Below are 16,473 nucleotides of genomic sequence, written 5' to 3'. Positions count from 1 at the left end.
CACACCCCACTGATGAGGCGAGTGAAATGAAACGTTCAGAAGCACAGATCCTGCGTGAGTACGGCCCTTTTCCCGGCGTCGAGTGTGTCCACGGCGTAAGCCATGACGGCGAGCGCGTCTGGTTCGCCTCAGGCGAAAAGCTCCACGCACTTGATCCCGCCAGTGGCCAGACCGTGCACTCGTTCGACGTGCCGGCGAACGCTGGCACGGCGTTCGACGGTGAGCACCTGTTCCAGATTGCTGGCGACAGCATCCGCAAGATCGATCCACGCACCGGCGAGGTACTGGCGACGATTCCGGCGCCCAACAGCGGTGATGATTCAGGGTTGGCGTGGGCCGAAGGATCGCTCTGGGTCGGCCAGTACAAGGCGCGCAAAATTCTCCAGATCGACCCGGCCGACGGAAAAGTCCTGCGCACCATTAAATCCAATCGCTTCGTCACGGGCGTGACCTGGGTCGACGGAGAGCTTTGGCACGGGACCTGGGAAAACGACGAGAGTGATCTGCGGCGTATTGATCCGCAGACAGCACAAGTGCTGGAAAGCGTGACGATGCCGCCCGGGACCGGTGTGTCGGGGCTGGAATCCGATGGGGCCGAACGGTTTTTCTGTGGCGGCGGTGGCAGCGGGAAGGTGAGGGCGGTGCGTCGGCCGGCGTGAGGACGCCAGGCTCGCATAAACCTCCGTGGATACCCGTCCGTTACATCACGGGGCGCCAAGCACCATTGTCCAATACACTCCGGCATCGCTGCGCGAGTCACTGGCCGACGCCGCACCGACCTGGGTGAACATCGGGTTCATCAGGTTGGCGCAATGCCCGGGGCTGGCGAGCCAGTCGTGCATGGCCTGGCTTGGCGAACGTTGTCCGGCGGCAATGTTCTCGCCGAGTTTGCGTCCGCGAAAACCGGCGCTCCTGGCGCGCTCGGATGTGGAGCGACCGTCCGGGTCGCGATGGGCAAAATAGTTGCCCCGGGCCATTGACCGACTGTGACCCTGGGCAGCGCTTCCCAGCGCGGCGTTCCAGCTCAGCGGCCGAGCCGCCGCAAAGCGCTGGCGCCCGCACATGCGGGGCTTGGCCCTGGCGGCGTTGACCTGGGCGAGCAGCGTTTTGTCCGGCGCGCCGATGTCGCGCGTGTCGCTGATCCGCGTTCCGCCCATGGGTTGAGCGAGCACAACGCGCCATTCATCCCCGACCCGATTGACGCCAATGTCGGCGTACTGGCCGTCCAGCAGCGCTGCGCAATGCTCGTCCGCCAGCCTCTCGAACGCTTCTTCGGCGTCCCGCGCATCGGTCAGGCGAATGCTGCGCACTGACCGGGCCTGATAGCCGGATCTGCTCAGGGTTTCGCGCAAGCCACCGCTGAAGCCGATGGGCAAGGCCAGGCTGGAGCGCAACACCAAAGGTTGGGCAGCACGCACTGTTTGCCATTCACAGCGGTGGGGCTGGCTGCGGTAGTCGTTGATGGCGCTCACCAGTTGTCCTTCGCCTCGGGCGTGAGCCGGGCTGGGGAACAACGGAAACAGGATCGTGAGGCACAGCGCAGCGAAACGGCGAGAGCGAACGAGGTGGCGCATGGATGGACAGCTCTGGAAGGGAATTGCCTGAGCGCCGGGAGACGGCGCCAATCAGCCCGAAACGTTTCGTTCAGGGCTGGGGTAGGACTGTGGCTTTTGAAACTAGTTTCCGGCGCACCCAGACATAAACGCCTGACCGCACATTGCTTTTGTGGCGAGGGAGCTTGCTCCCGCTGGCCTGCGAAGCAGGCCCAAGAAATTCGCGACTGCGTCGCAGCCGAGCGGGAGCAAGCTCCCTCGCCACAAAAGAGCGTTCAGTCAGTTCAATTGCGTGCAGCCACCGGCGCCTTGACCCGCTCAGCCTTGCGCCAGGTCAGCAACACAATACCCGTCACCACGATCGCGCCGCCGAGCACCTGGCCCGGGTTGAGCATCTGGTCCAGCACCAGCCAGCCAATCAGCAGGGTCGCCAGCGGTTCGATGTTCATCACCGGGGCATTGCGTGGCATGTCCAGGCGTGGCACGCACATGAACAACACGATGAACCCGGTGCCGTAAAGCACCACCAGGGTGGCGAGCGCGAGCCAGCCGGTGTTGCTGGCGGGCAGGTCGAGGCCGCCGGGCAGGGCGCCGGTCAGGCCCGCGAGGTTGACGCTGCTGAACACAATGAAAATCGTCAGCAGGCTGCGCACCGAGCCGCGCACCTGGGACAGCTTGTGATCGGTGATCCACAACGCGCAAGCGAACACGCACGCGGCGCAGAATGCCAGGCCAACCCCCAACAGCCATTGCGGGCCGACGTCCGCCTGCGACGATAACCGCGCCGGCACTTCCAGCACGAACACCAGGCCCACCAGGATCATCCCCATCAACATCGCCGTACGCGCAGTGGGGCGCGGCCCGCCGAGGGCCCAGGTCAGCAGCGCCAGCAGGATCGGGAACACGTTACCCACCAACAGCGCCAGCGCCACAGGCACCCGCGCCACGGCCGAATACAGGCACAGGCTCTGGGCGCCGATCAACAGGCCCAACACCAACTGCCAGCGCCAGGCCCCGGCGGGCAGGCGCAGGCTCTGGCGTTGCCACAAGACCATCGCCGCCAGCACCAGCAACGTCCCGCCCGAGCGCAGCAGGATCGCCAGCAGCACGCCGGCACCGTCATCGAACGCCGCCCGCGCGGCGACGTGGTTACCGGCAAAAGCGCAGCCCATGCAAAGCAGGATGAGCACAGCGACAGGGCGGGAAAAAGGAATAGGAACATCGGCGGCAACGGTGGGGCGGGTCATGGCAGCAATCTCAAAGGTGTACCACCGCAGCAGCGAGGCTTCGGTGGTTTATTTTTTAGTTATAGGTTGTCGTACAACAAGGAGGATTTGTACCGGATCCAGCAGAGAGAGACAAGCGCCGGCTCCCGCCCGTCAACCGTTCTCCCCAGATGTTCACAGCTCACCCGTGGCGAGGGAGCCTGCTCCCGCTCGGCTGCAAAGCAGCCGCCAGCTCCACCAGCTCAACCAATCCAGAGACTGGCACATCCCCCAGCGATTTGCTGTACAACATCTGACCGCTGTGTTGTTTCCGGCACCGATCCCCCTGAGTTTCCCGCGGAGCAACCCATGCGCCTGGCTGATTTCATTGTCGACAACATCGAACCGATCCTCCAGGCGTGGGAAGACTTCGCCAGGACCATCACCCCGGCTTCCATCGGCATGGATGCGGTAGCGCTACGCGACCATGCCGAGCAGATGCTGCGCACCATCGCCATTGATCTGCGCACCTCTCAGACCCCGGAGGAGCAGATCGCCAAATCCCAGGGCGAAGCCCCGGCGGCGGAGGCCGAGACCGCGGCGGAAACCCACGCTGTCATTCGCCAGTCTTCCGGTTTTACCGTGGAACAGATGGTCTCGGAGTACCGTGCGTTGCGCACCAGCGTGCTGGTGTTGTGGATGCCCCATGCCCAGCTGGACCAGGCGCGGGCGATGTCGGATGTGATCCGCTTCAATGAAGCCGTCGACCAGGCCCTGGCGGAATCGGTGGTTAGTTATTCCGGCGCGGTCGATGCAGCGCGCAATATCTTCCTCGGGATCCTGGGACATGATCTGCGCAGCCCGCTGGGGGCAATCCTGCTGAGTTCCGAAGTGCTCCTGCGCGCCGGCGATCTGCCTGCCAAGGCCACCAAGATTTCCTCGCGCATCTACACCAGCGTCAAACGGGCGAACAAGATTGTCGGCGACCTGCTGGACTTCACCCGTACCCAGCTGGGCGCAGGCATACCGGTACAGCGTTTCAACGGCGACCTGGTGGCAGCGTGCGAAGGCATGGTGGAAGAGGCGCGTGCCTATCACCCGGAAAGCAGGATTATTTTCGAGCACCACGGTCCGCTTGAAGGACTGTTCGATCCGGCGCGGATGGAACAGGTTTTTTCCAACCTGATCGGCAATGCTGTCCAGCATGGCGCGGAGGGTGCGCCGATCACTGTGTCGCTCAACCGAAAAGCGGACGAAGCCGTCATCGCGATCAACAACCAGGGCAAGCCTATCGAGAAGGACGCCATCGCCAGCATCTTCAATCCCTTGATCCGGCAGCTGCGCAGCGGCGACCTGCAATACGGCCCCACGGCCGGCCTGGGACTGGGCCTTTACATTGCCTCGGCAATCGTCGCGGCTCATCAGGGGACCATCGAAGTCCACTCGAAGGCGCGCGGAGGCACCACGTTCACCGTTCGGATCCCACTCCTTCCCGAGTGATAGGGCCGGGCGAGGATAATAACTTGTACGATGTCCTATCAGAGGGTAAAACAAACGTCCCCGTCCAATAATAATTAACGGAGACGTACTATGGATGCTTCGCAACCTGCAACCGCCGATCAGGCGCGCCGGACCTTCCTCAAGAAATCCCTGGTGGTCTCGGCCGCGGCCGCGACCCTTGGCAACCTGCCCGGCCTGACCCAGGCCGAACCGCTGAGCCAGCGTTATCCGGACCCTCTGGTCAATATCCTCGACCCCAGCTTCATGGACCTGCGCATCTTCAACGCCAGCGTGGAAAAACTCGCCAGCGGCCTGCGCTGGGCCGAAGGGCCGGTGTGGATCGGCGACGGTCGGTACCTGCTGGTCAGTGACATCCCCAACAACCGCATCGTGCGTTGGGACGAAGTCACCGGTGGGCTGTCGGTGTATCGGGAGAATTCGAACTTCTCCAACGGCATGTGCCGTGATCGCCAGGGGCGTTTGCTGGTCTGTGAAGGCTCGACCACGTCGACCGAAGGGCGGCGTATCACCCGCACCGAACACAACGGCACGATCACTGTGCTGGCCGATCGTTTCGACGGCAAACCGTTGAACTCGCCCAACGACATCGTTTGTAAACGGGATGGCTCGATCTGGTTCACCGACCCGCCTTTCCAGACCGGCAACAACTACGAGGGGCACAAAGTCACCCCCGAGCAGCCGCACGCGGTGTACCGCATCGACGGTGAAACCGGCAAGCTCAGCCGGGTCATCGACGACCTGGCGGGGCCGAACGGCTTGTGCTTTTCCCCGGATGAAAAAACTCTCTATGTGGTCGAAGGCCGGGCCAAGCCCAACCGCCTGGTCTGGGCAATCACGGTCAAGGATGACGGCACCTTGGGCGAGCGCCGCAAGCATATCGAAGGCCTGGATTACGCCGCCATCGACGGCATCAAGTGCGATGAGAGCGGCAACCTCTGGTGCGGCTGGGGCGGCAACGGCGACCCCAAAGCCGACCTGGAAAAACTCGACGGTGTGCGGGTGTTCAACCCCGAGGGCAAGGCCATCGGGCATATCTCCCTGCCGGAACGTTGCCCCAACATCTGTTTCGGCGGCAGGGAGGGCAACCGGCTGTTCATGGCCGGCAGCCACTCGTTGTACTCATTGTTCGTGAACACCCGCGGGGCGACGTTTGCCTGATCCAGGCCTCGCGAATAAGAATAACCGTGGCGAGGGAGCTTGCTCCCGCTCGATTGCGCAGCAATCGCAAAGCAAGCTTCCCAACCCTCAAGCCAACTTCACATTCATGGTGATCCGCGCCGTGAACACCTTCTTGCCATCCACGTCATGAATATCCACCGGCACGATCTTGTCGCCCTCGGTCTGCCAGTCCACCTCATCGCCGTTCGCCACCGCCGTCACGTCGCTCTTGGCCTTGGCCAGGTATTCTACGGTCATGCCTTTGGGGATCCACCGGGCGCCGTCGGGAATCGAGACGTTGGTCATCATCCCGGCGGCCAGCTCGGCGGCGTTGCACATGGCAATGGCATGCACGGTGCCCAGGTGATTGGTGATTTCCTTGCGAAACGGTACCTGCACAGTCGCCGCGCCCTGGCGCAGCTCCGTGACCAGCGGATTGATAGTGGAGAAGTAAGGTGCCATCTGACAGGCCATTTTGCTGAACGCATCGGGACCTGCGCTGTTGAACATACCGAGAACCTGATTCATGTGAAGCCTCACTGACAAGGGATTTACGGAACGATCTTCCGTTACAGAATATTATTCTGTGACGGAACGGTATTCTGTTGTTGGCGAATCTGTCAAGCTGCGCTCACTTCGTCATGGGCAGTCGTCTGCCTGATCCTTCAACGAACCGGTTTAAGCCCAGCATGCAAACAACGGAATTACTCGAACGTGCCTTTCCCGGCAGAAGGGCCGAGCTCAAGCGCGATATCTTCAGAAAGGCCCTGGCGCTGTTCAACGAACAGGGCATTGAGGCGACCACCATTGAAATGATCCGCACCGAATGCCAGACCAGTGTTGGCGCGATCTACCACCACTTCGGCAACAAGGAAGGCCTGGTGGCGGCGCTGTTCTTCACCGCGCTGGACGACCAGGCGCACTTGCGCGAGCAATACCTGGCCGAGGCGACGACGGCCGAACAGGGCGTGCAAGCGTTGATCTTCAGCTATGTCGATTGGGTCGACAGCCAGCCGGAATGGGCGCGTTTCCAGTATCACGCGCGTTTTGCCGTGACCAAGGGACCGTTCAAGGACGAACTCGCCAGCCGCAACAGCACGCGCAACGGCCAGCTCTGGCAGTGGCTGAGCGCGGCGGCGCAGGGCGAGGCGCTCAAGCGTTACCCGGCCGAGCTGATGTTTTCGCTGATCATCGGCGCGTCGGAAAGTTATTGCCGTGCCTGGCTGGCGGGGCGCGTGCCGACCAGCCCGAAGGCGCATCGGGAATTATTGGCGCAGGCGGCGTGGCGGTCGATCAGCGCTGAATGATCGAGCGCCGTTCGCAGCTCCACAGTTCTACCGAGGGGTGTTCCAAGGTGGGCGGTCCCAGCCAATGCGCCATGGGCTGGCAATGGCCGGCATGACACAGTTGGTAATCGCCGGCCTGGGGCGTGCGGCCCAGCTTCAAGGGTTGCAGCGGCGGCAGTTGTCGATAGTAGTGCCAACTGCCGTTTTCCAGCCGGGCATTTTCCGGAATCTCCATGCCGGCACCGTTGCCCTTGATCCTGGCTTCGCCCAGGGCCAGGCCCGTTTCGGTGACACGGTAGTCTTCCTCCCAACGGATCTTCTCGATGGTGTGATCCCACGCCAAGGTGAACTCGCTGAGTTCAAGCTGCGCCCAGATCACTCCGGACAGGCCCAGGCACAAGCCGATCACGCCAAGGCCTGTCCGCTGCGACGTGCGCGCCACAGATGCTGCCCGATCAACAGCGCCGCCAGGACAAAGCCGATTTCATCGGTCAGCGGCAGCGCCACCACCAACAATGCCCCGGCGGCAAAACACATCAGCCGTTCCCAGACCGGCATCTTCTGTTGCAGGAAACCGGTAGACGCCATGCCCCACAGGCCGACCGCGAGCAAGGTCTTGATCAGCATGTACGCCGTCATCCAGAGATCGTCGCCCTGGAGCATCAGCGCCGGGTTGTAGACCGTCATGAACGGAATGACGAAGCCGGCGAGGGCGATGCGCACGGCCCAGAAGCTGATCTTCAGGCCACTCTCCCTGGCGATGGGCGCGGCGGCGAAACAGGCCAGGGCCACCGGAGGGGTCAGGTCGGCGAGGATGCCGAAATAGAACACGAACATGTGCGACACGATCAGCGGCACGCCCAGTTCCAACAGGGCTGGCGCGGCGATCGAGCTGGTGATGATGTAGTTCGGGATGGTCGGGATGCCCATGCCCAATACCAGGCAGGTAAGCATGGTCAGGATCAGCGACAGCAGCAGGTTGTCCTTGCCGATGGCCAGGATGTAACCGGCGAAAGTGGACGCCACGCCCGTCAGCGAAACCACGGCGATGATGGTGCCGACCAAGGCGCAGGCGATCCCCACCGGAACGGCGTGCCGGGCACCATCCACCAATGCATGCAGGCAGATGACCAGGGTTTCCCGCGTGCCTTGCATGAACCAGCAAGCCACCACCAGCACGCCGATCACCGCGAACACGATACCGATGCCGAGCCGGAAGAAGCCGACGCAGAGGATCCCCAGTGCTATCCAGAATGCGCAGCGCAAGGCGTAGTTCGATACTTTGAGGATGATTGCCGAGCCGAGGATCACGATGGCCGTCAGGGCCAGACCGACCATGCCGGAGAACAGCGGCGTGCGCCCGGAAAACAGCAGATAGACCAGCACTGCCAGTGGAATCAGCAGATACCAGTTTTCCTTGACCGCGCCCCAGGCACTCGGGCACTGATCCTTGGGTAAACCTCTGAGGTTCGAACGCTTGGCCTCCAGGTGCACCATCCAGAACACCGAGCCGAAATACAGGCAGGCGGGTATCAAGGCCGCCTTGGCGATTTCCACGAACGGCACGTTGATGGTCTCGGCCATGATGAACGCCACCGCACCCATGACCGGCGGCATGATCTGGCTGCCCATGCTCGATGTCGCTTCCACACCGCCGGCGAACGCGGCCTTGTAGCCAAAACGTTTCATCAGCGGAATAGTGAACTGGCCGGTCGTCACCACATTGGCGATGCCCGAGCCGGTAATGGTGCCCATCAGCGCCGATGACACCACCGACACCTTCGCCGGACCGCCCAGCTTGTGGCCGAACAGGCCCATGGAGAAATCGGTAAACAGCTTGATCATGCCGGCCTTTTCCAGGAAAGCGCCGAACAGGATGAAGAGGAAGATATAAGTGGCCGATACGTAGGTCGGCGTGCCGTACAACCCTTCGGTGCCAAACGCCAATTGGTTGATGATCTGGTCCACGCCGTAGCCGCGATGCGCCAGGTCGCCCGGCAGGTGTTCGCCGAACAGGCCATAGGCGAGGAACAGGCCGCAGATGATTGGCAAGGCGATGCCCATCACCCGCCGCGCCGCCTCGAATACCAGCACGATCAGGACGATGCCGATGACCATGTCGGCACTCGTCAGGTCGCCGGAGCGCTGGATCAGGTCGGCCTCGAATACCCACTGATAGAGCGCGGTCGCCATCCCCGCCAGCCCCAACGCCCAGGCCATGGGTTGCCAGGGCCGTTGATTGCCATGGGCCGGGTAACTCAAAAACACCACCCACAGCAAAAAGCCCACATGCACCGCCCGCAGCACGATGCTGGATACCGGGGAGAAGGCTGCGGTGACGATCTGGAATATGGAAAACAGCAACGCTACATAGAACAGCGTCTTCGGCCAGTCCCGTGGGTCCGAGGCGATGCCGTGCTGGTCTTCACTCATAAGGTGCCTGCCTGTTGTCTGTAGCCGGTGCGAAACACGACACGGCAACGGCGGTTTACGCCGTTGCCGCCCCAGGGGTCTACAGCGCGCCCACTTCCTTGTAGTAGCGTTCGGCGCCAGGGTGCAGGGCTATCGGCAGGTTCTTCGCGGCGTTTTTCAGGGAAATGTCTTTCGCCGCCGAATGGGATGTGCCCAGGCGATTGAGGTTGTCGAAGAGCAGCTTGGTCATCTGATAGGCCACTTCGTCCGGCACATCCTCGCGGGTCACCAGGATATTGGTGATGGCGACGGTGGGCACGGCGTCAGTTTGTCCGTCGTACGTGTTGGCCGGGATTTGCGCGCTCAAATAGGCCGGGTTACCGATTTTTGCCACGACATCGGTGGGAATCGATACGTAGTTCAATGGCATGGTCGACGCCAGGTCACGAATCGCGGCCATGCCCAGGCCGGAAGATTGCAGCGTGGCATCCAACTGGCGGTTCTTGATCAGATCCACCGACTCGGCGAATGGCAGGTATTGCACCTTCATATCGCTGTAGGTCAGGCCCGCGGCCTTGAAGATTGCCCGGGCGTTGAGCTCGGTGCCGGATTTCGCTGCGCCGACCGAAACGGTCTTGCCCTTGAGATCGGCCAGGGTCTTGATGCCCGATTCCTGACTGGCGACGATTTGTATGTAGTTGGGGTAGGCGCCAGCGATGGCCCGCAGCTTGGTCAAGGGCGCCTTGAAGCCGGCGTCTTCCACCCCATTCTTGGCGTCCGCCACAGAGTCGCCCAAGGCAAACGCCAACTCCCCGCGTCCGGCTTGCAGCAGGTTCAGGTTTTCCACCGAAGCCTTGGTGGCCTGGACCGACGTCTTGGAATCCTTGATGCCACTGCTGTAGATCTGCGAGAGCCCGACGCCAATCGGGTAATACACCCCGCTGGTGCCTCCGGTCAGAATGTTGATGTACGCTGGCGCAGCATAGGCCGTGGTCGTGACCATCACGGCTGCGGCGGCGGCCAGGGAAATGAAGCGTTTGCTGATTGGCATGGCGACTCTCCGTCTTGTTATGGCTTTTGCAGAGTCCTTCCACTGTAGTCGAAACGGGCCTGATGGCGAGTCGACAACTGCGATGTGCCTGATCAGGCCATGCTGGAGCCTGGCGCTGCGCTGCTGCCGCGTACGGTCAGCTCGAACGGCAGGAGCACGTGCCGCTGGGCGATGGATCTTTTCTCGATCAGGGCGATGAGCATTTCTACGGCTTTGTGACCAAAGGTTTCAGCCGGCTGGGAAATGGTGGTCAGCGGCGGATCGCAATAGGCGGCAAACGGGATGTCATCAAAACCCACCAGGGAGATGTCCTCGGGCACCCGCAGGCCCATTTGCTTGATGCGCTTGAGCGCGCCGATGGCCATCTCATCGTTCTCGCAGAACAGCGCGCTGGGACGCTCGGCCAGGGCGAGCATGGCGCTGGCGCCGTCGAAGCCGGCCTTGAGGGTGAAGTCGCCGTGGCAGATCAGCTCGGGGACGATGGCGATGCGGGCGTCTTGCAAGGCGTCCTGGTAGCCGGCCACGCGATCGAGGGTCAACGGGCTGCTGCGAGGGCCCTTGATGATGCCGATGCGTCGGTGGCCGAGGCCGATAAGGTGCTCGGTCATGGCGCGGGCGGCGCTGCGGTTGTCCAGGCTGATGGTCGGGTAGGGCGCGTCCTTGACCACTTCGCAGGCATTGACCAGCGGCAACGCGTCGGCGCCGGGCGGCAATGAAACAAAGGGGTCGCTGGCGCGCAATTGAATCACCCCGTCGGCCTGGTGGGCATAGACCAGCGCGGCGAATTCCTGCTCGATGGCTTCGCGGCCCTGGGTATCGCACAGCAGCAGTCGATAGCCGGCCGCTTGCGCCGCCTGTTGGGCACCGCTGATGACCCGGGCGAAAAAGGTATTGGCGATCGCCGGCACCAGGATCACCAGGTTGCCGGTACGGCGGGAACGGAACTGCACCGCCATCAGGTTCGGTCGATAACCGGCCTGTGCCACCGCGGCGTTGACCTTGTCGCGGGTTTCCGGCAGCACGCGTTCAGGCGACTTCAGCGTCCTCGACACCGTGGCCACGGAAACACCGGCCAGCCGGGCCACTTCACGGATATTCGACAAGATCACCTCGATTCGGCGCCTGGAGACGCAGGCATGGCCGCGAGCTTACCGCAGGTTCGAAGCCTGACAAATGCTCATCGGCATCTTCCAGGGTTTGACACAAAGCTAAACCAGGCCTAGATTTCCGCTCATGATGTAACCGGTTACATCATCAGTCCGGACAAAAGAGAATCGCGATGAAACCTGTAGCACCAAAAATAAGAATGGGCTTCGTCGGCGGTGGGGAGGGCGCGTTCATCGGCCAGGCCCATCGTCAGGCCGCGGGCCTGGACGGTGGTTTCGAGTTGGTGTGCGGCGCGTTCAGCCGCGACCCGCAGAATAACCGGCAGACTGGAGAAGCCCTGGGGCTGGCCGCGTCCCGCTGTTATCACGACTGGCAGCAAATGCTCGACGCCGAGGCGCTGCTGCCGCTGGACCAGCGCATGGAACTGCTGGTGATTGTCACCCCCAATCATCTCCACGCGCCCATTGCCCGCCAGGCGCTGGCGGCGGGTTTCCATGTGTTCAGCGAAAAGCCCGCGGCACTGAACCTCAAGGAATTGCTCGCGCTCAGGGACGTGCTGCAGGGCAGCCGCTGTCTCTACGGCCTGGCCCACACCTATCTTGGCTACCCGATGGTCTGGCAGGTCCGGGAAATGGTGCGTTCGGGCGTGATCGGCCAGGTGCGCAAAGTGTTCGTCGAATACCCTCAGGGCTGGCTCAGCCAGGACGTCGCCGCGCAAGGCAACAAACAGGCCGAGTGGCGCGACGATCCGGCACAGTCCGGGTTGGGCGGCTGTATTGGTGACATTGGCACCCATGCCTTTTCCCTGGCGGAGTTCGTCGCCGACCAACCGATCCAACAGCTTTGCGCCACGCTGGGCACCCATGTCGCCGGTCGGCAACTGGATGACGACGTGGCGATGTTGTTCCAGATGCAACGCGGCGCCAGCGGCGTGTTGCTGGCCAGCCAGGTCTGCACCGGCGAAGAGAACCCGCTGAAAATCCGCGTCTACGGCGACAAAGGCGCCCTGGAGTGGCGCCAGGAAGCACCATCGAGCCTGATCCATCGCGCCTTCGATCAACCCCTGCGCATCCTGCGTAGCGGAGTTGGCCAGCCGTGGTTGTGCGAGGCCGCGACGCGCCGCATGCGTCTGCCCGCCGGGCATCCCGAGGGTTATCTGGAAGCGATGGCCAACCTCTACGGCGATTTCGCCCGGGCCATTCGCGAACGCGTCGAAGGCCCCGATGTGCCTGGCGTACCCGGCATCGAAATCGGCTTGCGCGGCATGGCGTTCATCGAGGCCGCCATCATCAATCACCGTGGCGAGGCGAAATGGACCACGCTGAAAACCGGAGAATCGCAGTTGTGAGCACCCCCGACGTAACACCGAGCGGCCTGCGCGGGCCAGCGATTTTCCTGGCGCAGTTCATGTCCGATGAAGCGCCGTTCGACACCCTGGCCGACATTGCTCGATGGGCCGCGTCGCAGGGCTACAAGGCGATTCAACTGCCGACCCTCGGCACGCGTTACATCGACCTGGCCCGGGCCGCCGAGAGCCAGGATTATTGCGATGAGCTCAAGGCCGTCTGCGCATCGGCCGGCGTCGAGATCAGCGAGTTGTCGACGCACCTGCAAGGGCAGTTGGTGGCGGTGCACCCGGCATTCGACGCGCTGTTCGACGACTTCGCCCCGGCCCACCTGCGCGGCCAGCCTGAGGCGCGCACCGAGTGGGCCATCGAGCAACTGAAACTCGCCGCCCGTGCCAGCCAGCGCCTGGGCCTCAAGGCCCACGCGACGTTTTCCGGTGCGTTGCTGTGGCCTTATATGTACCCGTGGCCGCAACGTCCGTCCGGCCTGGTCGAGCAAGGGTTCGCCGAACTGGCCCGGCGCTGGTTGCCGATCCTCGACTGTTTCAACGCGGCCGGCGTCGACCTGTGCTACGAGATCCACCCCGGCGAAGACCTGCACGACGGCGCCTCGTTCGAGCGTTTCCTGGAAGCCGTCGATTACCATCCACGGGCGGCGATTCTCTACGACCCCAGCCACCTGTTGCTGCAACAGATGGACTACCTGGGCTTCATCGATCGCTACCACGACCGCATCCGCATGTTCCACGTCAAGGACGCCGAATTTCGCCCCGATGCCCGCTCCGGTGTCTATGGCGGCTACCAGGGTTGGGTTGATCGCCCCGGCCGGTTCCGTTCCCTGGGCGATGGGCAGATCGATTTCAAGGCGATCTTCAGCAAGCTGACCCAGTACGGCTTCGACGGCTGGGCGGTGCTGGAATGGGAATGCTGCCTGAAGGATTCGCAGCAGGGCGCGGCCGAAGGCGCGGCGTTCATCCAGCGGCACATGATCAGCAAGACCACCAAGGCGTTCGATGATTTTGCCGGTGTCACGGCGGATGAAGCGTCCAATCGGCGGTTGCTGGGGTTGCCCCCGGAGCAATGACCTGACCCCGTGGCGAGGGAGCTTGCTCCCGCTGGATGGCGAAGCCGCCCCTAGCATTGTTCCAGCCGGACCGCGTCGCCTGGTTTTACGACTGCTGCGCAGCCGAGCGGGAGCAAGCTCCCTCGCCACAAGGGCAGGGCCATAAAAGCAGGGCACGGCTTTGTTTCAACAAGAACAACAATAAAACGGTGACTACCATGACCACGATGAATGCACGCCTGAGCGTGATGATGTTCCTGCAGTTCTTTATCTGGGGCGGCTGGTTCGTCACCCTTGGCACGTTCCTGTCCACTACGCTGAGCGCCAGCGGCGGGCAGATCGGCATGGCCTTCGCCACCCAATCCTGGGGCGCGATCATCGCGCCGTTCGTCATCGGGCTGATTGCCGACCGCTACTTCAACGCCGAGCGCATCCTGGCGGTGCTGCACCTGGTGGGCGCGGTGTTGTTGTATCAGCTGTACTCGGCGGTGGATTTCAACGCGTTCTATCCGTACGTGCTGGCCTACATGGTGATCTACATGCCGACCCTGGCCCTGGTCAATTCCGTGGCATTCCGGCAGATGCGCGATCCGGCGCTGGAGTTCTCGCGTATCCGCGTCTGGGGTACGGTCGGCTGGATCGTCGCCGGCGTGGTGATCAGTTTTGTCTTTGCCTGGGACTCACGCGAGGCGATCTCGGCGGGCGGCCTGCGCAATACGTTCCTGATGGCGGCCATCGCCTCGCTGCTCCTTGGGCTCTACAGCTTCACGCTGCCGGGCACCGCGCCGCTCAAGGCGCAGGCGAGCGCTGGCGCCGTCAAGCAGTCGCTGGGGCTCGATGCGTTAGGCCTGCTCAAGGACCGCAGCTACCTGGTGTTTTTCATCGCCTCGATCCTGATCTGCATCCCGTTGGCGTTCTACTACCAGAACGCCAACCCGTTCCTGGCGGAAACCGGCATGACCAACCCGACGGCGAAAATGGCTATCGGGCAGGTGTCCGAAGTGCTGTTCATGCTGCTGTTGCCGCTGTTCATCCAGCGCTTCGGCATCAAGCTGGCGCTGTTGGTGGGCATGCTGGCGTGGGCGTTGCGCTACGTGCTGTTCGCCTACGGCGACAACGGCGGGCTGGCGTTCATGCTGTTCACCGGCATTGCGCTGCATGGCATCTGCTACGACTTCTTTTTTGTCTCGGGGCAGATCTACACGGACGCCAAGGCGCCCGCGCACCTGCGCAGCTCGGCCCAAGGGCTGATTACCCTGGCGACGTACGGAGTAGGCATGTTGATCGGTTTCTGGGTGGCGGGGCAGGTGACCGATCACTTTGTGGTGGAAGGCGGCCACGACTGGAAAAGCATCTGGCTGTTCCCGGCCGGTTTTGCCCTGGTGGTATTTGTCTGCTTCCTGCTGACCTTCAGTGGCCGGCAAGCGGTCGTGGCGCCGTCCAAGGCTTGAGCGAACGTGGGAAGAACGCCAGTCACTTGTGGCTGGCGCTCAGTTTGGTGTAGGTCACTTTTCCGCCTTCACTGGTGCTGCCCTTGTTATCCAAGGTGTAGACGCCGGCCTTGAAGTAGAAATCGTAGCCTTGCCAGGACTTGTCCAGTTTCACCTGGGTGCCATTGTTGCCGATCAGCACCGACAGTTGGCCTTGCTTGTCCATTTGCAGCGTGTACGAGAACGATTTGTTCAACGGCACCTTGGGCACGGTCATGATCACCGGGCTTTTTTTGTCCTTGGGCTTGAAGCGGTATTCCACATCGATATTGCCGACGCCCTTTTCATAGCGATAAACCAGTTTCAACAACGGCGTTGGCGCCTCCTTGGCGTGAATCTGCGCCACCACCACACGGCCTTCCGAAGGCACCTGGTTCACCGACAATTCCCCCTTGAGGGTGTTGGTGCCGCTGTTGTAGCGCCAGTTGCGATGTTTCCCGTCTTTGCTGGTTTCCCGCAGTTCGGAACGCGGGTAATCGCTGTTACCGGTATGTGAGCCGGTGACAGGCGCCCAGAAGATGATCCTCTGGCCGTTATTGTCGAAATACTTGTTGTTCAAACTCGGCATGGCTTTGGTCGCCACGACCTGCGCGGGCGTTTGCACCGGCAGGGTAACGCTCCAGACAGTCACGTCAATCATGATGAAATCCTCCAACGGGACCGGCCGTATCTGGCGGTCGTCAAGACAATGAATTGCCTTCCGTGGCGTAGTTTTCATGCTATCGACGGGAGTCTGTTTCGCTGGAGGCCCAACTGACGGATGGCTCTGCGATGAGCCTCTCGGGCCCGAAATTGGGGGGAGATGACGTTGTGTCTTTTTGTTGCTGATCGGTTAGAGTACGCGCCGCCCGAGAGACGGATCCCGGGCGTTTTCCCATGGAGCATCAAATGAAACAATTCAGCAAAGTTGTCGCCTGCGCACTGTTCGGCCTGGTCCTGGCGGGTTGCACCGGCACCCCGATGAAAACCCAGCAATACGACAGCAGCCAATACACCGTGGTTGGCCACAGTGAAGCCAAGGCCACCGGCCTGTTGCTGTTCGGCGTGATTCCGATCCGCCAGAACAACCGTTTCGTGCGCGCCCAGACCGCCGCGATCAAGGCCAAGGGCGGCGACGCCATGATCAACACCCAAGTCCAGGAAAACTGGTTCTGGGCCTGGGTCCTGACCGGCTACACCACTTCGGTGTCCGGTGATGTGGTCAAGCTGAAGAACGTTCAGTAAGTCCGACCACGTCAGTACGCAGACCCGTGGCGAGGGAGCTTGCTCCCGCTCGATTGC

The 16,473-nt window shown here is 62.3% G+C and carries 16 protein-coding genes; 8 read left to right on the top strand and 8 right to left on the bottom strand.

The window, feature by feature from the left end:
- Positions 1 to 26: 26 nt before the first annotated feature.
- Positions 27 to 659 carry a Vgb family protein gene (locus J3P94_RS17515; RefSeq protein ID WP_434568995.1) on the top strand — a complete coding sequence of 211 codons (633 nt, stop codon included), beginning with the start codon at positions 27 to 29 and terminating at the stop codon, positions 657 to 659.
- 45 nt (positions 660 to 704) lie between these two features.
- Here the strand turns inward: J3P94_RS17515 and J3P94_RS17510 are convergent, their stop codons facing one another.
- Together J3P94_RS17510 and J3P94_RS17505 are read right to left on the bottom strand one after the other, a co-directional pair.
- Complete coding sequence (locus tag J3P94_RS17510; protein WP_434568994.1) at positions 705 to 1,574, bottom strand: CAP domain-containing protein; 870 nt, start codon at positions 1,572 to 1,574, stop codon at positions 705 to 707.
- 263 nt (positions 1,575 to 1,837) lie between these two features.
- A complete protein-coding gene (locus J3P94_RS17505; RefSeq protein WP_434568993.1) occupies positions 1,838 to 2,800 on the bottom strand; it encodes an EamA family transporter in 963 nt (320 codons plus the stop codon).
- Positions 2,801 to 3,127: 327 nt separating this feature from the next.
- Here J3P94_RS17505 and J3P94_RS17500 point away from each other — a divergent pair, with 327 nt between their 5' ends.
- Positions 3,128 to 4,258 carry a sensor histidine kinase gene (locus tag J3P94_RS17500; protein WP_434568992.1) on the top strand — a complete coding sequence of 377 codons (1,131 nt, stop codon included), beginning with the start codon at positions 3,128 to 3,130 and terminating at the stop codon, positions 4,256 to 4,258.
- 90 nt (positions 4,259 to 4,348) lie between these two features.
- Complete coding sequence (locus tag J3P94_RS17495) at positions 4,349 to 5,437, top strand: SMP-30/gluconolactonase/LRE family protein (RefSeq protein WP_434568991.1); 1,089 nt, start codon at positions 4,349 to 4,351, stop codon at positions 5,435 to 5,437.
- Positions 5,438 to 5,524: 87 nt separating this feature from the next.
- Here J3P94_RS17495 and J3P94_RS17490 read toward each other — a convergent pair whose 3' ends face one another.
- Complete coding sequence (locus J3P94_RS17490; protein ID WP_434568990.1) at positions 5,525 to 5,965, bottom strand: hotdog fold domain-containing protein; 441 nt, start codon at positions 5,963 to 5,965, stop codon at positions 5,525 to 5,527.
- A gap of 161 nt (positions 5,966 to 6,126) precedes the next feature.
- Here J3P94_RS17490 and J3P94_RS17485 point away from each other — a divergent pair, with 161 nt between their 5' ends.
- Positions 6,127 to 6,744 carry a TetR/AcrR family transcriptional regulator gene (locus J3P94_RS17485; RefSeq protein ID WP_434568989.1) on the top strand — a complete coding sequence of 206 codons (618 nt, stop codon included), beginning with the start codon at positions 6,127 to 6,129 and terminating at the stop codon, positions 6,742 to 6,744.
- Here the strand turns inward: J3P94_RS17485 and J3P94_RS17480 are convergent.
- The 4 genes from J3P94_RS17480 to J3P94_RS17465 form a co-directional block, all read right to left on the bottom strand.
- On the bottom strand, positions 6,731 to 7,132 hold the full coding sequence (locus tag J3P94_RS17480; RefSeq protein ID WP_434568988.1) for a DUF1850 domain-containing protein: 402 nt from the start codon (positions 7,130 to 7,132) through the stop codon (positions 6,731 to 6,733). The genes J3P94_RS17485 and J3P94_RS17480 overlap by 14 nt on opposite strands.
- Entirely contained in the window at positions 7,129 to 9,156 is a 2,028-nt protein-coding gene (locus J3P94_RS17475; protein WP_434568987.1) for a TRAP transporter permease, read from the bottom strand. The genes J3P94_RS17480 and J3P94_RS17475 overlap by 4 nt, the downstream gene beginning before the upstream one ends.
- 79 nt (positions 9,157 to 9,235) lie before the next feature.
- Positions 9,236 to 10,186 carry a TAXI family TRAP transporter solute-binding subunit gene (locus J3P94_RS17470; protein WP_434568986.1) on the bottom strand — a complete coding sequence of 317 codons (951 nt, stop codon included), beginning with the start codon at positions 10,184 to 10,186 and terminating at the stop codon, positions 9,236 to 9,238.
- 92 nt (positions 10,187 to 10,278) lie between these two features.
- On the bottom strand, positions 10,279 to 11,289 hold the full coding sequence (locus J3P94_RS17465) for a LacI family DNA-binding transcriptional regulator (protein ID WP_434568985.1): 1,011 nt from the start codon (positions 11,287 to 11,289) through the stop codon (positions 10,279 to 10,281).
- Positions 11,290 to 11,465: 176 nt separating this feature from the next.
- Here J3P94_RS17465 and J3P94_RS17460 point away from each other — a divergent pair, with 176 nt between their 5' ends.
- The 3 genes from J3P94_RS17460 (at position 11,466) to J3P94_RS17450 (ending at position 15,153) form a co-directional block, all read left to right on the top strand.
- Complete coding sequence (locus tag J3P94_RS17460; RefSeq protein WP_434568984.1) at positions 11,466 to 12,641, top strand: Gfo/Idh/MocA family protein; 1,176 nt, start codon at positions 11,466 to 11,468, stop codon at positions 12,639 to 12,641.
- A gap of 59 nt (positions 12,642 to 12,700) precedes the next feature.
- On the top strand, positions 12,701 to 13,723 hold the full coding sequence (locus J3P94_RS17455) for a sugar phosphate isomerase/epimerase family protein (RefSeq protein WP_434574239.1): 1,023 nt from the start codon (positions 12,701 to 12,703) through the stop codon (positions 13,721 to 13,723).
- Positions 13,724 to 13,920: 197 nt separating this feature from the next.
- Positions 13,921 to 15,153 (top strand): nucleoside permease, encoded by a 1,233-nt coding sequence (locus J3P94_RS17450; RefSeq protein ID WP_434568983.1) that lies wholly within the window; start codon positions 13,921 to 13,923, stop codon positions 15,151 to 15,153.
- Between the two features lie 22 nt (positions 15,154 to 15,175).
- Here the strand turns inward: J3P94_RS17450 and J3P94_RS17445 are convergent, their stop codons facing one another.
- Positions 15,176 to 15,832, bottom strand: coding sequence for a polysaccharide lyase family 7 protein (locus tag J3P94_RS17445; protein WP_434568982.1), 657 nt, complete (start codon positions 15,830 to 15,832; stop codon positions 15,176 to 15,178).
- A 248-nt stretch (positions 15,833 to 16,080) separates the two neighbouring features.
- On the opposite strand from J3P94_RS17445, the gene J3P94_RS17440 reads away from it, so the two are divergent.
- Positions 16,081 to 16,416, top strand: a complete 336-nt coding sequence (locus tag J3P94_RS17440) for a hypothetical protein (RefSeq protein ID WP_434568981.1) — start codon at positions 16,081 to 16,083, stop codon at positions 16,414 to 16,416.
- Positions 16,417 to 16,473 lie beyond the last annotated feature (57 nt).

The organism is Pseudomonas sp. Z3-8 (genome assembly GCF_051131975.1).
Lineage (GTDB): Bacteria > Pseudomonadota > Gammaproteobacteria > Pseudomonadales > Pseudomonadaceae > Aquipseudomonas.
Note: the sequence above shows the minus strand (reverse complement) of the source record. Positions and strands in the feature narration are given on the sequence as shown.

Bases quoted from the DNA above. Each gene is read 5' to 3' on its own strand.
- J3P94_RS17505 (WP_434568993.1), bottom strand. From the start codon at position 2,800: ATGACCCGCCCCACCGTTGCCGCCGATGTTCCTATTCCTTTTTCCCGC.
- J3P94_RS17510 (WP_434568994.1), bottom strand. From the start codon at position 1,574: ATGCGCCACCTCGTTCGCTCTCGCCGTTTCGCTGCGCTGTGCCTCACG.
- J3P94_RS17490 (WP_434568990.1), bottom strand. From the start codon at position 5,965: ATGAATCAGGTTCTCGGTATGTTCAACAGCGCAGGTCCCGATGCGTTC.
- J3P94_RS17445 (WP_434568982.1), bottom strand. From the start codon at position 15,832: ATGATTGACGTGACTGTCTGGAGCGTTACCCTGCCGGTGCAAACGCCC.
- J3P94_RS17475 (WP_434568987.1), bottom strand. From the start codon at position 9,156: ATGAGTGAAGACCAGCACGGCATCGCCTCGGACCCACGGGACTGGCCG.
- J3P94_RS17455 (WP_434574239.1), top strand. From the start codon at position 12,701: ATGTCCGATGAAGCGCCGTTCGACACCCTGGCCGACATTGCTCGATGG.
- J3P94_RS17470 (WP_434568986.1), bottom strand. From the start codon at position 10,186: ATGCCAATCAGCAAACGCTTCATTTCCCTGGCCGCCGCCGCAGCCGTG.
- J3P94_RS17450 (WP_434568983.1), top strand. From the start codon at position 13,921: ATGACCACGATGAATGCACGCCTGAGCGTGATGATGTTCCTGCAGTTC.
- J3P94_RS17485 (WP_434568989.1), top strand. From the start codon at position 6,127: ATGCAAACAACGGAATTACTCGAACGTGCCTTTCCCGGCAGAAGGGCC.
- J3P94_RS17495 (WP_434568991.1), top strand. From the start codon at position 4,349: ATGGATGCTTCGCAACCTGCAACCGCCGATCAGGCGCGCCGGACCTTC.
- J3P94_RS17440 (WP_434568981.1), top strand. From the start codon at position 16,081: ATGAAACAATTCAGCAAAGTTGTCGCCTGCGCACTGTTCGGCCTGGTC.
- J3P94_RS17500 (WP_434568992.1), top strand. From the start codon at position 3,128: ATGCGCCTGGCTGATTTCATTGTCGACAACATCGAACCGATCCTCCAG.
- J3P94_RS17515 (WP_434568995.1), top strand. From the start codon at position 27: ATGAAACGTTCAGAAGCACAGATCCTGCGTGAGTACGGCCCTTTTCCC.
- J3P94_RS17460 (WP_434568984.1), top strand. From the start codon at position 11,466: ATGAAACCTGTAGCACCAAAAATAAGAATGGGCTTCGTCGGCGGTGGG.